The sequence below is a fragment of the Pseudoalteromonas sp. G5_S1_14_S5 genome (genome assembly GCF_054968605.1).
Genome location: NZ_JBQKUM010000033.1, coordinates 39,327 through 54,158 on the forward strand (window position 1 = coordinate 39,327; position 14,832 = coordinate 54,158).

Annotated in this window: 7 protein-coding genes and 1 pseudogene; 2 read left to right on the forward strand and 6 right to left on the reverse strand. The window is 42.4% G+C overall.

Annotation, left to right across the window (positions count from 1 at the left end):
- Positions 1–95 precede the first annotated feature (95 nt).
- Positions 96–1,271: an MFS transporter gene (locus tag ACTRWI_RS11685; RefSeq protein WP_499131553.1), complete on the reverse strand. Its 1,176-nt coding sequence runs from the start codon at positions 1,269–1,271 to the stop codon at positions 96–98.
- A 235-nt stretch (positions 1,272–1,506) separates the two neighbouring features.
- Here ACTRWI_RS11685 and ACTRWI_RS11690 point away from each other — a divergent pair.
- Positions 1,507–2,397 (forward strand): annotated as a pseudogene (locus ACTRWI_RS11690) (LysR family transcriptional regulator).
- Positions 2,398–2,468: 71 nt separating this feature from the next.
- On the opposite strand, the gene ACTRWI_RS11695 reads toward ACTRWI_RS11690, so the two are convergent.
- The 5 genes from ACTRWI_RS11695 to ACTRWI_RS11715 all read right to left on the reverse strand — a co-directional run bounded on the left by ACTRWI_RS11695 (position 2,469) and on the right by ACTRWI_RS11715 (position 12,424).
- Positions 2,469–7,370: an ATP-binding protein gene (locus ACTRWI_RS11695; protein ID WP_499131556.1), complete on the reverse strand. Its 4,902-nt coding sequence runs from the start codon at positions 7,368–7,370 to the stop codon at positions 2,469–2,471.
- Between the two features lie 25 nt (positions 7,371–7,395).
- Positions 7,396–8,421, reverse strand: a complete 1,026-nt coding sequence (locus ACTRWI_RS11700) for an HD-GYP domain-containing protein (RefSeq protein ID WP_499131558.1) — start codon at positions 8,419–8,421, stop codon at positions 7,396–7,398.
- Between the two features lie 1,679 nt (positions 8,422–10,100).
- A complete protein-coding gene (locus tag ACTRWI_RS11705) occupies positions 10,101–10,694 on the reverse strand; it encodes a hypothetical protein (RefSeq protein WP_499131560.1) in 594 nt (197 codons plus the stop codon).
- Between the two features lie 307 nt (positions 10,695–11,001).
- Entirely contained in the window at positions 11,002–11,661 is a 660-nt protein-coding gene (locus ACTRWI_RS11710) for a potassium channel family protein (RefSeq protein ID WP_499131562.1), read from the reverse strand.
- Positions 11,662–12,043: 382 nt separating this feature from the next.
- Positions 12,044–12,424 (reverse strand): thiamine phosphate synthase, encoded by a 381-nt coding sequence (locus ACTRWI_RS11715; protein WP_499131563.1) that lies wholly within the window; start codon positions 12,422–12,424, stop codon positions 12,044–12,046.
- A 324-nt stretch (positions 12,425–12,748) separates the two neighbouring features.
- Between ACTRWI_RS11715 and ACTRWI_RS11720 the strand changes: the two genes are divergently transcribed.
- Entirely contained in the window at positions 12,749–14,692 is a 1,944-nt protein-coding gene (locus ACTRWI_RS11720) for a HAMP domain-containing methyl-accepting chemotaxis protein (protein ID WP_499131565.1), read from the forward strand.
- Positions 14,693–14,832: the final 140 nt, after the last annotated feature.

Genomic DNA, 14,832 nt, shown 5'->3' on the forward strand with positions numbered 1-14,832 from the left:
TGGTAGGGCTTTTTATTTATCTCGGCTTTGAACAAGCTATACAGAGAGCCTATTCTGCTCAAGGGCACAATCTCAACCAAACAGGTGACAACTCGTCACACTAGCTGATTTTGAATGCGTGATTTACGTGTGCTAAATGCAAATAATAAGATAACGGCTAGCACAAAAGGTAGTACGTAAATATTGAGGTTTTGCCAACCCGCTGTCGATTCCAACCAACCAGAAAGCAACGCAGTCACTGTCACACAGCTAAATACAACAAACTCATTGAAAGCTTGCGCCTTCGCTTTGTTCTGGGGCTGATAAGATTGACTGAACAAACCAGTTGCCGCGATAAACATGAAGTTCCAGCCTACCCCTAATAAAACCAGAGCTCCTCTAAAGTGCCAAATCGACTCACCATGGATGTTGATAGCGATACAAAAAACAAACAGTATCCCGCCAGCCAAAATCATCATTCTCGAACCAAATTTCTCGATGAGCGATCCAGTAAAAAATGCAGGGACAAACATACCCAATACGTGCCACTCAATCACACCCGCCGCTTTGGTAAAGTCGAAACCACAGCCAATCATTGCCAATGGTGTAGCCGTCATGAGAATGTTCATCACCGCATAGGCGACCATTGCTGCAAAGACGGCTCCGACAAAATTCGGAGCCTTGACGATTGCACTCAAAGGATCAGATTTTGGTGTCTGGTTGCTAAACGACACTTTAGGGAATTGAATGGTTTGTAAGATAACGAGTGCTAAAATGTTTAAGCCAATTAATGAAGCGAAAGCCCCAATGTACAGACCATCTTGCGACCATTGCTGAGACATAATCGCTAAGTTTGGCCCGAGTACCGCAGCAAGAACACCACCAGCCATTGAAATCGAGATTGCACGGTGTCGTACATTTTCATCACATACTTCAATAGCCGCGAAGCGATAAAGTGTTCCGAAGCCAATACCAATACCCAATAAAAAGGTCGCAAAACAGAACAGATAGAAATTTTGTTGTAATAACGCGTAAGTCGCTAGGCTCGCACCCGTAATTCCGACGAGATTACCGATACTAAAGCCTCGCTTTCGGCCTAATTTACCTGAAATCAAAGAAGCGGGAATGGTGGCTGCCATCAACCCCAAAAACTGCAATGCGACAGGTAAAGTAATCATACTGGCAGTGGGCGCAATCTGTTTTCCTATCAAGCCAATCACGGAAATCAGTAAGATATTCCCTGTCATTAATAAGGCTTGACACAGTGACAGTAGCCAAACATTTCTATTCATCTTCGTTCCTAAATATGAGCGCGGCTGATCACTAGACCAAATTACCAACAAAGTCTCAACACTTAGTTACAAAAAATGAAACTCACCTGCTACCAATATATTGCTTTGCTGCAATCTTCTCTTGAATCTTCACGATATCGAATACATCTCTGCCTATATTTTCAATTCCTTCTGGATTTGCAATTATCATAAATGGAGATAATAATTTTCCGTTAGTCGGCATTAAGAGGCGAGTATGATCAATCCACTTTGGCTCAACACATTTAAGACTCAGGTAGAAGTCGGTCATTTCACCCAAACGGCTGAAAAGTTGTACATGACTCAACCAGGTGTTAGCCAACACATCAAAAAACTTGAACAAGCATGTGGCTGTGAACTGCTATCTCGCGAAAATAAGAGCTTCGACCTGACCGAGCAAGGTCGGATTATTTACCGCTATGTACTCAAACTGGAGAAAGACCAAGAAGACCTTTTCGAGTCGCTCAGTTTTGATACCCCTTACTTTGGGCAGTGTCACCTGTCTTATTCAGGCTCACTATCTTTGCGCTTATATCCCAAGCTTCTTGAACTGCAGCAGAAATACCCAGACCTAAGCATTAATCTAGAGGCAGCCCCGAATAGGAAGATATGGAATGACTTGCTACAAGGCAAGACCGATGTCGGCATCGTGAGACACTCACCAAACGACAGCTACTACCAAAGCTAAGTTATCGGCAAAGAAGCCTTGTGCCTTATCGTGCACCACAGCCATGCCGACCTTGAGATAACGCCACAAACCCTGCACGAGATTGGTCTGATAGCTCACCCAGATTCTGCGCATTACCTCTCTTTATACTTTGACCTGTGTGGTGATAAAGAACTCGCGAACATCAACATAAATGAGATACCGAAATCAGGCTACATCAACCAACTTCATCAGATACTGCTGCCTGTATCAAAAGGGTTAGGTTTTACCGTATTACCGGCAGGTGCTGTGGAGCATTTTGCTGAAAGAGATAAATTGCACGTCGTACCGCCAAAAGTAGAAGTTGAAGAAACGCTGTACTTAGTCCAGAAAAGAAACCGCAAGCTCCCTTATCGATACAATACCGTGATTGATTTAATTAAACAGAATGTCAGCAATTAAGTTAGTACACAGATAAAAAAGCCTTTAACCACGATAGTTAAAGGCTTTGACGACAAGAAATGGTTTTAATTCTATGGCTGTGAAGCGCTGAGTACCTCGGTCGCACCTTCAAAATCGTAGCTCTCTAGCAATCTCAGCACCTCTTTTAGAACACTCGAGTCAGGATGTTCAATGATTAACTCCGAAACGTATTGCGTCGCATCGTTATCGTAAGCCTCGAGAAGAGACAACAGCTTAGTGATTTGCTCAGTAGCAACCTCAGAAGAGTCCGAAGTATCATCTACACCTCTATCAGCCGTGGCTGCGCATGGTTTACCAAAATCACGCTCGACCGCGACTATCAACTCCCTTAAGCCAACTTCGCTTTGCTCAAGATCTTGCTCCACGCATGCCCTATTGTGAGCTCTACTTTCTAAGTCACTGAGCAATTCAGCGAGCCTCTGCCCGCCAATTGAAGCCGCCATACTTTTTAGGGTGTGTAGATTCCGCTCTAACGTTACCCACTCTTCTTGCGCTAGGTTATCGAAGGCTTCAGATAGCATCGATGGCGCCCCTTGGCAGAACCTATCGAACACCTTATTTTGCAAGGCTATGTTGTTATTGGTGAGTTGCTCAAATCGAGCTTTTGAGAAAATAGGTAAGTCAGAGTTATCAGAAATCGATTCATCAACCAGAGCAGGTTCAGGTGCTTTACCTTCAATCAACACCTCAGGCACGATGTATTTAGAAATCAAAGAGGTCGCTTTATCAATGATGATCGGCTTGTCCAAAAAATCCGTTACGCCTGCGTCTCTTGCTCTTTGTTTCGCATCGGTAAACACGTTGGCCGACATCGCGATAATAGGCACTGTAGTATTAAATTCTCGGATCAGTCTTGTGGCCTCAAATCCATCCATGATTGGCATCTGTAGATCCATAAAGATCATTTCGTAGTCGTTGTCCTTAGCTAATGCCAGTGCCTCTTTGCCGTTTTCAGCAAGGTCGGCGTCTAACTTAGAGCGACTAAAGAAAGCTAACGCAAGATCTTGGTTAAGTTCATTATCCTCCACTAGGAGTATCTTCTGGTCTTTGAACTCTATCTGGTAATCCAGTTGTAACTCTTGAGCTTTGAATTGAGCTAACTCTTCATTAGTAGTTCGAGCAAAGCTTACGACAAAAGAAAACTCACTGCCTTGCCCAAACTCACTCTCAACCGTAATTTCGCTGCCCATTGCATTCACGAGCTTCTGGCTGATATTGAGCCCTAAGCCTGTCCCACCAAATCGACGTGTCGTTGTGGTATCTTCTTGGCTAAATGCTTGGAATAACTTATGAAGGTTGTCGTCAGAAATGCCGATTCCGGTATCCGCGACACAAACCCTCATCGTCAAATCACGCTTGTTTGAGTCCACAATATCGACCGTCAAAGAAACACTGCCTTTTTCCGTAAACTTAATCGCGTTGCCAATAAGGTTAAGTATCACTTGGAACAATCTCAGTGGGTCACCGAGTAAAGGAGTATCGAGTTTTGGGTCAATCGACATCGATAAGTTAAGCTGTTTTTCATTCGCTTTTGACTCCATTAGCTCGATCACATCTTTGAAAGTCGCCGAGGCATTAAATGGAATATTATCGATAAACAACTGACCCGCTTCTATCTTAGACAAGTCTAAAATATCGTTGATGATGCTTAACAGAGAGTGCCCAGAACGGTGCACTTTTTCGATATAGTTGCGAGCTGTAGGGTTAGAGATTTCTCCAATAGCTAGATAAGATAAGCCAATGATAGCGTTCATTGGCGTTCTAATTTCGTGGCTCATGTTCGCCAAAAACTCTGATTTAGCCTGACTTGCGAGGTTTGCTCTCTCTTTCTCCTCTGCCAATTGCTCATTTAGAAGTTTCATTTCAGAAATATCGAATGCCCAAAATAGCGTTGCGATTTCACCATCAAGCTCAAACAAGTAGTAGCTGACAAGTGCGACAAAACGAGTGCCATCTGACTTTTTAAGCACTAACTCTTTGTTCACTACTTTTCCGTTCAGCTTAAGCTCTTTATGAATGTCATCACGAACCTCAAGAGAGTCGTGAATAGCAATCACATCGATAGACGAGAGTTCTTTTTTTTCAACATCAAACAAGCGTTTCGCTGTGTCATTGGCATAACGAACCTGATCCTCAAAAACTACTACTGCTGCGATTGGAGAACTATTTAACATACTATAGAGCTGGTCTTGCGCCTTTTTGAGTGCCTCTGTCGCTTCATTAGCTATGCTAATCTGCTTAGCGAGTTTTCGGTTCCAGAAAACAATCAGTAAAACAATCACTAATGAAAAGGCGGAGATGGTGTAAACTAATTCGTAATCGACCCTTTCTATCGCTTTTGGTGCAGCCCACTTCGCTGAGATCTTTTGGTGTTCTTCAGCGGAGAGCTTATCAATCGCTTTATTCAAAATAGAATAAAGCAGTGGCTCAGATTTAGTCACATGAAATGTTGGTGATAGGTAAAAGTCCAGCCGCCCGATAATCCCAATGTCTCGGTGACCATATGAATCAATGAGATAGTTTAAGACATCAACCGTGTCGATCATTCCATCTAAGCTCTGATCATCAAGTAGATTCAAGCCCTCAGCGGTTGAGTCAACAAATACCCACTCGACGTTTGGATACTTCTCTACTATTGCCTCAGTATTCGCCGCATTTTTTAGGATACCGATTTTCCACCCAGTCGCTTCTTCAAGTACTAAGCTGCTCACCTCGCGTCTTGATGCAAGTGCCAAGCGACTCGAGAATAGGCTATTTGCCGCTTTGACATTTTCTCCCAAGGAGCGATTTTCTTGCGCCGCAGAGACAAGTTCTACCTCTTGATGATCAACCAAGCTTCGAGTTTCAGACCAATTCCCCACATCAACATGCTCAATATTCAAACCTGTTTTCTGCTCGATGAGTTTCAGGTAATCATCAATCATACCTATGTACTCGCCAGTACTAGAGAGTGCCTCATACGGAAGTGAATTAGGATCGATACCGATTCGCACCGTTGAATTGTTTTTAAGCCACTCTCTCTCACTTTCGCTTAGGTTTAAGATCTCTCCCGTTAAATTATTGGCTTGGTATATCTCCGCGATATAGCGCTTAGCCGGTTCACCAAATGAATTAAACTGTTCTATATCAGGGAAATAGATATAGTTTCGTGCTTGAGATTGAGTGTCGAAATAAAAGGTCATGGAACCCGAGTTAGTAATACCACCATTAGTTTGGTAGCTAGCAACTTTGGTCACCGATGCAAAATGAGAGGTATTTCGCTTCTTTCCAAAATCATCGACAAGATTGCCGATAAACCAAGTCTCTATTGGGTGATTAGTGTTATCCGCTTGGGCTGTGATAACTTGGAATGAATTTTCTGCAGCGAAAATTTTAAATAACTCCGGTAGAGCGTCAAAGCGATCATTGACGATGAAATAAGCCGATGCTTTAGCAATAATACTCGCTTTCTTAAGCACTAAACTGAGATCGCTATGAATATGGGTCTCTATAATTTCATTCAGACCATTATTAACTTGCTTTAGCTTTCCGACTGCCACATTAAATTGGTTTCTAAGCTCCTCGCTTTTAAAGTCAACATAAATTGGATACTCAGTTTGATATTCCTCATGCAGACGAAGCTCTGACATTTCAATAAAGCGAGTATTGGTAATAAACCACTCCAATACTCGCCTTTCAATCATCAATATATCGACGGTTTGCGCTCTTAGCCGTGCGAAAGCAGACTCCATTGTGCTGATATCATCAACTCGCTCAATATCGACCTCACTAGAAAGCATCGCTATCGAATTTTTGATCGGTGAAGTGCCATCAAACAGGAGTGCGCCCAATGACAAGCCTTTCTGAGATTTGAGGTTGAGTTGACGTCTCTCTAATGACACAGGGACAAATTCAATATTAATGACACTATCACTTAAAAAGTGAGCATCCGGATCGTTAGCCTGAATACCGGAAACAAAAGAGATTGAATTGATATTATCGATCGCTTTTTGAGCAGCACTGGGCGGTAAAGTGACAATGTCACCCAGCTTGTAGCCCATATCATTCAGAGCACGTTGTATGATGTCGTGTTGCAAGCCAACAGAAGTGCTATCCGGATACATATAAGGTGGAATACCAAATCCCAAAACCCCCTTAAGGGGCACTCGATAAGGAGAGCTATCTAACCACTTTGATAAAACCTGATTTTTTTTATGTACATCAAAGGTTTTGATCTGTTTGTTGAGCAAAGTCTGTAACTGGACTTCGTCTCTACGTACTAACATTGTGGCCTGTACTGTCTTCCAATGTTCTAATACATAATCAACTGTTAGATCATAAAAATTTATTTGATTAGCAATCTCCATGGTAGTGATCGGTTCAGCAATAAGACCTTGAACATAACCTTCTTCCAATGCTTTCACAGCATCGATAACGCTATCAAAATTAATTCGCTCAATAGAATTCAACTGAATACCAGCTTTTCCTAAATCTATGTTTTCATTAACTATAGCAATGCTTCGCTTGTGGTTAGGTCTCAAGCTCCTCGCTATTTTATTATCAAAAGGCGCTATCATTGCAACTTGATAAGGGATATACGGGTCACTCGCGAGAAAGCGCTCCCCATCACTTGGATCAAACTGTTGGAATGGGAAAACATCGCCTCGCCCCTCAAGTAGCGCAACTTGGGCCTCAATGCGCGAGCTCACGCTAATGAACCGCACATCAACGCCAAACCGTTCTGCAAGATCCTGTGTCCAATCTTTAATAATGCCCGACACCTTCCCATTGTCGTCAAGGAAAGAGTATGGGTAATGGTTAGTAAGGGCAATGAAAGTCACCGTTGGCTTGTTGTCTAACCATAGGTCTAGCTCCGCATCGGTCACTTCAGCGGCGTAAGCACTGCCAACAAACAACAGCCAGGATAGCAGCAACATAGAGAATGAAATTGCTGAACATTTTAGCATCGACATGAAAGCACTATATCTATTGGAGAGATTACTCATCTTTGAACTTTTCTTTAATCGCTAAAATCTTAGGTAGATTTTCAAACAGCAACTCAACGATTCTAGGATCAAAGTGTTTGCCTTTTTGTTCTTCAAACAAGGCCAGTGCTTCATCAACGCTCCAAGCCTTTTTATAAGGCCTTTCTGCTGTCAACGCATCAAATACATCCGCAACCGCTGCAATGCGCCCTACCAGAGGGATCTCCTCACCTGCGATTTGATTTGGGTAGCCACTGCCATCCCATTTTTCATGGTGATACTGCGCGACTTGAATAGCCATTCTCATCAATTTGGAATCACTTTGTCTGCCGAGTATCTCTACACCGTATTCGACGTGCTTTTGCATGGTTGCCCATTCGTCAGCGTCCAACTTCCCCGGTTTAAGTAACACACTGTCAGGGATACCTATCTTGCCAATATCATGCATGGGTGCTGCGTCTCGTAGCGTTTCGGCGTCTTCGTCTGTCATACCCAGTGCCTTCGCCAATATTTCACAATAGTGGCTCATGCGCATAACATGCATGCCCGTTTCATTGTCTTTGAATTCAGCTGCCCTACCCAAAATATTCAGAGTCTCTAATTTACCAAGATTGATCTCTTGGGTTTTCTCTTTGACCTGACTAAACAACGCTCGCTGCTGGTCATACAAAGCAATGTGAGTCTTCACACGTTGCAGCGTAATTTCAGGCGTAATCGGCTTAGTCAGGTAATCAACGGCCCCTAGAGATAGCCCTTTCACCTCGGCTTCAGGGTCTATTTTGGCGGTCACAAAGATAATGGGAATATGCGCGGTATTCGGCTGTGCTTTTAGTTGTCGACACACTTCATATCCGTCAATATCAGGCATCATGATATCGAGGAGAATGAGGTCTGGCTGAGGAACCATCTTAGCTATTTTGATACCGATGGTGCCGTTGATCGCGACCTTAACTTGATAGATATCTTTGAGTATCGCCGTCAACACATCCAAATTACTTGGAGTGTCATCCACGACTAGCACTATTGGTTTACGACTCATTGATACCTCGTATAAAAATCAAACAGTTATAACCCAAGTGTAGAACGTTTTTGGAATGCAAGACACAAAAAATAGCAAATGATTTTAAAAAGTGAAGAGCTGCTCTTCGGGTGACATCAAACTAACACTCTAGTTAAAACAACACGCCAATACAACGCCGATTAAGTAGTTATAAATCAAAGGCAAACCATAAATACAGCATTACAACTTGGTTGATTATCTAAAAAAGAGCTCCTCATATGGGTGCTCTTTTCGCTTGCTATAGGCTTACTAACGACCTGAGTTTTACATACAAACACGGGCACCATCGAACTCACGGATTTCAACTGGGATCTCGTAGATTGACTCCATCACTGACCTTTAGACCACCTCAGAAACCTTACCGGATTTCACTACTTGACCTTTTTTCATCGCTACGATGTTGTCTGAATAGCAAGAGGCAAAGTTGATTTTGTGAATCACAATAACGATCGCTTTATTGAACTCATGTGCTAAGCGACGCAGCGTTTCGAAAGCTGGATAGATCTCATTTAAGAAAAATGGAGTCGGATTTGCAGGAACACAGATCTAAATAAGCTATATATCAAAGGCCTCGCAAAATGAGCGCCTTGGAATTTACAATGTAAAACTTTTATAGAACAGTTACTTAGTTATCACCTCTTGTATAAAAACACCCAAAAGCATAAGAAGAGAACGTTTGTTCAGAAAACATGACCAGTGCCACCGCACTAAAAAGAGTAACTTACCGATAACTCTTCCCTTTGCGGCTAAATAACGATGATATTTCAATCAAAATTATTTTTAGATTTCATAAAAAATAGGGTTGTAATTTAAAAAACTAGGCGTATAGTTCGCAATCTGGCTCTAATATATAGAGCTGTTAATGCTAAAGTAAGTCCAAGTTCCACAAAGACAGTTCTCGATACCTCGTTACACCATCTCTGCGTCAGCTTTCACCTAGATAGTCATTCAATAGCTTTTAAATTCGATCCTAACTACCGATCTATCGTCATTCGCTTTCTTATGCGCGAACTCAGATTAGATCGTTCAATTAAATACAAATGTAATAAACACAAGGCAAAGTTATGTCACGAAGAACAACAAGACAAACCCATTGGTACCAACTCTCACGCGAGAAATCATTCAACAAACTAAAAGGTAGTAAATGCTCAAGATCAAAATAGACTTACACAAAGAACAACTTTCATGGGTCGCCGAGATTAGACAGCTCAATAGCGATATACTTCACCGCCACATATTGCCACAGCTACAACACAACAGTTATCTCATAGACTTTGAATTTAACGAAAGAGACAGCACCGGAACTATCATTTCGCGCAACGGAAACACCCTAGGACATTTCACAATCCTATAGCTTTTCCCCTAAAGCAACAGAAAGAAACACCGTTAGTCCCACAGATGTCACCCTCAATTTGCTCTAGCAGAATAAAATAGAGTAGAACTGGAACAGAATAGAAACCTAGCCCTTTTTGCATTTCACTCGCGGCTTACGCTAGCTAGGTTATCGTGTTTTCATTGAATTGGCGCTTGTATGAAAAAGCGTAGAGATTTGAAAGCGTTATCTTGAATAATCGCTTCTGATGAAAGCCAGTTTCTATTTCAATTAGCTCTTCTTGAAATCAATTAAGATTGAACCTTGAATCACCGATGACACATTATCATTGCGTTAACGGCATAGACCTTAACTTTTGATCAAGCGTATATAGATGTTCTGCAGCTTGCATGTGTTGAGGGTAATCGCTGAACTTATCGCGATTTTCCTCAGTCATCTTACATGTTTCATCCACCAGCATTAACTTCCAGTACAGCTTTGTGGTGTGCAGCATAGCCAATAAAGGTTTGAATACTTCTGTTTCATAGGCCTGAATTAACTCTTCAATCAACTCTTCACGCTCGCCTTCACTTGAGATCGAGGCATTAGTCGCTTCCAATACCTTTTGATACTTTGGATTTAACTTCAGCTTGTCCATCACGCTTTGATTGTCTTTAGCTAACTCAATCAACTTTAATCGAATGATATTCACCCAATTCGTTTGGCTAATCACGCCCTCATTAACATTGGAAAAGTCTTCACGAATTTGGCGTTCAATGTCTTTCTGAGCGTTTTTTAAAACAGTGCGTACTTTTTGAAAAGGTAGCTGAAACTCCTTACTTAGCTCGATGATCAGTTTATGAAAACCACCATTTGGAAGGTGTAAGTTTTCCTTAAACGTCGCCATTGCAGCTTCTTGCTGCTCTGTAAGGTGGGTCATTCTCTTTCCTTTTCTGTATAACTTCGGTGCCGGCTCAAGATCATAACATTATTAGTCGCTATTTTTCGGCTAGTTCAAACGTTAATACCTTATTTCTACCAATCCTTTCTCATTCGACTACTTTTCAAACCAAATGGCATCAAAAAAGGCGAAAGCGTGACTTACTACCTGGATGGTCAGTTGGTATCACAAACAAAGATTGCGGAACTAGAAAAATACAAGCGACTGCTTCATAAAACTTGATCAACGAGCAGCATTAAAAAGCCCAGCGTTACTAAGCAATTACCGGGCTTTTTTGTATAAGCTTTTAATCTGAATGAGACTGTGCTAACCGAATACTGACTAAACTCGCCACCATAATCGCTAAATAGAAGCTGCCGATGATAGATTCCATAAATACAAAGAACTGAGCAACAGGCAAGGCTGGAGAAATATCGCCGTAGCCTACCGTTGTCAGTGTAATAAAGCTGAAATACATCGCATTAAACAAGTTAGTTAGCCAAATTTGCTCTTCTAAACCATTAAACGCGTTAGGAAAGATCTCGATAATCAACAAGTAGATAGTCGACCACGCAAAGCCCAACAATAAATAAATACAGATAGAGCCAATGATGTGATTGGGCGTGACCGTTTTCGCTTGCATCACTTGCCTTAAAGCGGAGTAGATATGCGAAAACAGAAACATGGTTAGTGCCGTTAGCGTCACTATCGACAAATTGTAGCCTTCTAGGAAGGAGAAAACACCAGACACCGATGTAGTAATCAGCAACAAACCATACCAAGAGCGATGCAACGACCGCTCTTTATGAATACCGACAATCGAAACCGCCAAGGTAATAATGATCAAGAATAGAATCGTCTTTTGGCCTTGAGGATAAAATTGCTGCATCACTGCGCAACCAAAAAACAACATTAATAGTGCGTAAAATAGGAAGTAGAAATTGTCGTCTTCCGAGACTGCTTTCATCTATTTGTCCTCTTCTTTTTGCTCCAAGCCTAAGTAAGAGACCATTGTCTAGTACGACAAACAAGCCTACGGTGCCGGACGTCGTCATTCTACCTAACGCACCGAGCAGAATCACCAAAATTGGAATATGAGAACCACGACTCAGTCATTTAACAAAAAGATCAAAATCTTTCTTATCAACGATTGAGCATGAGGGGGATTAAGCTCCTTTCGCTCTTATGCTGTTTATCCATGATAATCCAATTGTTCCTTATTTAAGATAGTAGATCAAACATAAACTCACATAGGCTTACTAACCAGTAAAAGTTGATTAAACCTACCAATAAACAGACGGTCAGTCGCTATTAAGCATGTGACCTGTAAGTATTAGTCTCGAGCCCATTTATTGAACTAGAGGCTCAGATTTAACGCAAGCACGCAAATGGTTGCGCTGATATTCACCACCAATGCCTGTCAAATTCCGATATTGAGTTAGTAAGCCGTGATAGGAATCATTGCTATATGCAAACGAGCTTAAAATAACACAACGTAAAACACTTTTTCTTACGTAATCATACACTCCCGTAAAGGTTGCAGGCATATCCGATTGCCCTAAATGCAAACCATCGGCATCCACTGCTAATGCTACATCAACTCGAGCATTAATGATCAATGGTACACCTGTTCTAACGGCTTGCGCACGCTCGATGAACGCTCTCACATCTCCGTGCTTCTCTCTTACTTGAACCATAGTAACGCCACCAGCGACCGCTTTTTCAACCACAAACTTAAGCGTTTCTAAATCTTATTGGTCGTCAGTAACCAAGTAGAGCTTGTAAGGGTTCATACCGTTCCTTTTAAATCGATTTCTATCATTGATGTTCTGCTATTTTACCGATAAATCGCCTGATATGCATGAGAGTTAATACGAAAATCTCTGCGTTGCACGAACAGAGCAAATACGCAACCCGTTGAAATCATATCGAAAAACCTGAACTTTTTAACCAAAGCGTTACTTATTACACAAACTATTCACTTTGAGCATGCCCGATACACAGTTTTATGGAATACTCCGAAATGAAGGAATCAGGTAAATATAGGGATAGTTATGCGCCACCTTTCTATAGCGCTTAAGATCAAGCTGGGGTTTGCCATCTGCTTGCTCTTTTTCGTCATTTCAGGCCTTGTGAGTTACAAAGGCATTCAAACCTTGTCGAACGGCTTTAGCGAGTACAGCGAACTCAGCCATAAAGCGACTCAGTCGGGCAACATTCAAATGCACTTTCTTCAGATGCGTTTAGCCTCTGAACGTTACATAGAGTCTTTGGATGAGCAATACCAAGATAATTATCAATCCAGCAAACTGGCGATCGATGATCTGCTCAACAACTTAATCGATAACACTACTAATACTGATAGCCTATCAAGCTTACAACTGGTTCAAGAAAGTGTTGCCGCCTTTGATACTGCCTATGGCTCAATGAGGCAGAGCCAGCTGATGATCGACCAACTAGTGAATGTTGAGATGGTCAAAAGAGAGACTAACGCGCTAAAAGCCGCACAGAGCTTGTTGTATGAGTCATACAATAACAACGATCCAAATGCGAGCTTGTACGCGGGTATGCTCATGGAGAACTTTCTCGCAGCTAAGATCGCGGCGATTAGCTACTCGAACAACAACGACCTCAAAACCTACGAAGCGGGTAAAGACATCTTTGAATATGCACTACCAGGTATCGAAGGTGATATTGAGTCTTTAAAGTCTTCTCCTTACCAAAACGAACTGATTGAAGACTTCTCTAACCAGCGTGAAGCCTATGCGAAAGGCTTTGAACAAGTTCATCAACAAATGCTAGAGAACACTCAAAGAACCGCTACCCTCTCCTCGATTGGTGACAGCTTAGCGATCGCTGTGGCTGATGCTCAGAGCATTCTAGAACAACAGAAACAAGCGCTAACACCAGAGCTGCATGCCAGTGAAACACGTTCGATTCAAATCATCATCTTGCTTACGGGTGTCGCGTTAGTTATCGGCATGACTAGCGCCGTGTTAGTGACTCGCTCTATTACCAAAGGTATCGCACAAGTTAAACAGATCACCAATGAGCTTTCTCAAGGCAACCTGAATATTGAGGTTAACATTGAGAGCAAAAACGAGATTGGTGAACTGCTAACTAACATGGAGATCACCATTGAATCTCTGCGCGATATCGTAAGCCAAGTGAACCACTCTAGTGTGCGTATTGGTGACATGTCTAAATCACTCAATCAAGTGACTAACAACAGCTCGACCAACGCAACGCAGTTAAACTGTGAGATGATGAACATCTCAACCGCAGTCGACCAACTGGCTTCAAGTACATCTGAAATTGCTTCAAGTGCTAACCACGCTTCTCAAGTTGCCAACCAAGCAACCGAGAATGTCGCGATGGGCCTCAAAGAAGTAGACAAAACACTGCATGAAATTGGAAGCGCCGATGAAAGCATGCAGGTAAGCAGCCAGAAAGTGACCGACCTACATAAAGAGTCGATGAACATTGGTGCCATACTAGAAGTAATCAAAGGCGTATCAGAGCAGACTAACCTTCTCGCGCTTAATGCGGCAATTGAAGCCGCTCGTGCAGGTGAACAAGGTCGCGGATTTGCCGTAGTAGCGGATGAGGTCAGAACGCTCGCTAAACGTACTCAAGATTCTGCTAGCCAGATTGATGAACTTATCACCTCGCTGCAACGTGGCGCTAAAGATGCGTTAGAGTCGATCAAAGAGAGTCACAGTACGGTTTCAGACGCTTCTACGCAGGCGCAGCAAGCTTCTCAGAACTTACATGTGATAAATCAACACATCCAAGACCTGAACCAAGCCAACAGCCAAATCGCAGTGTCGGTTGATGAGCAGGATCGTCTTACCAAATCACTGGGTGAAAATGCGCAAGGTGCGAATACCATCGCGCAAAGTAACCAAGAGTCAGTCAGCAGCATTTCAGGTGCAGCGAGCGACTTAACCGAGGTTGCTCATCACCTAGAAAGCCAAGTGAACCGATTTAGAACCTAGTCAGCTAGCTAGAAAACTAGTCTATTCACGGCGGACACGGTTCCAAACCAATAATAAAAAGCCCCCAACACATAAGTGTCGGGGGCTTTCTATAACTAAAGCGTTTTAAGTTAGGCTTCTAATACCAATCACAGTAAGTA

What these genes read in the sequence shown, in the direction of transcription:
- ACTRWI_RS11685 (WP_499131553.1), bottom strand. Translation starts at nt 1,271, where the DNA reads ATGAATAGAAATGTTTGGCTACTGTCACTGTGTCAAGCCTTATTAATG.
- ACTRWI_RS11695 (WP_499131556.1), bottom strand. Translation starts at nt 7,370, where the DNA reads ATGTCGATGCTAAAATGTTCAGCAATTTCATTCTCTATGTTGCTGCTA.
- ACTRWI_RS11700 (WP_499131558.1), bottom strand. Translation starts at nt 8,421, where the DNA reads ATGAGTCGTAAACCAATAGTGCTAGTCGTGGATGACACTCCAAGTAAT.
- ACTRWI_RS11705 (WP_499131560.1), bottom strand. Translation starts at nt 10,694, where the DNA reads ATGACCCACCTTACAGAGCAGCAAGAAGCTGCAATGGCGACGTTTAAG.
- ACTRWI_RS11710 (WP_499131562.1), bottom strand. Translation starts at nt 11,661, where the DNA reads ATGAAAGCAGTCTCGGAAGACGACAATTTCTACTTCCTATTTTACGCA.
- ACTRWI_RS11720 (WP_499131565.1), top strand. Translation starts at nt 12,749, where the DNA reads ATGCGCCACCTTTCTATAGCGCTTAAGATCAAGCTGGGGTTTGCCATC.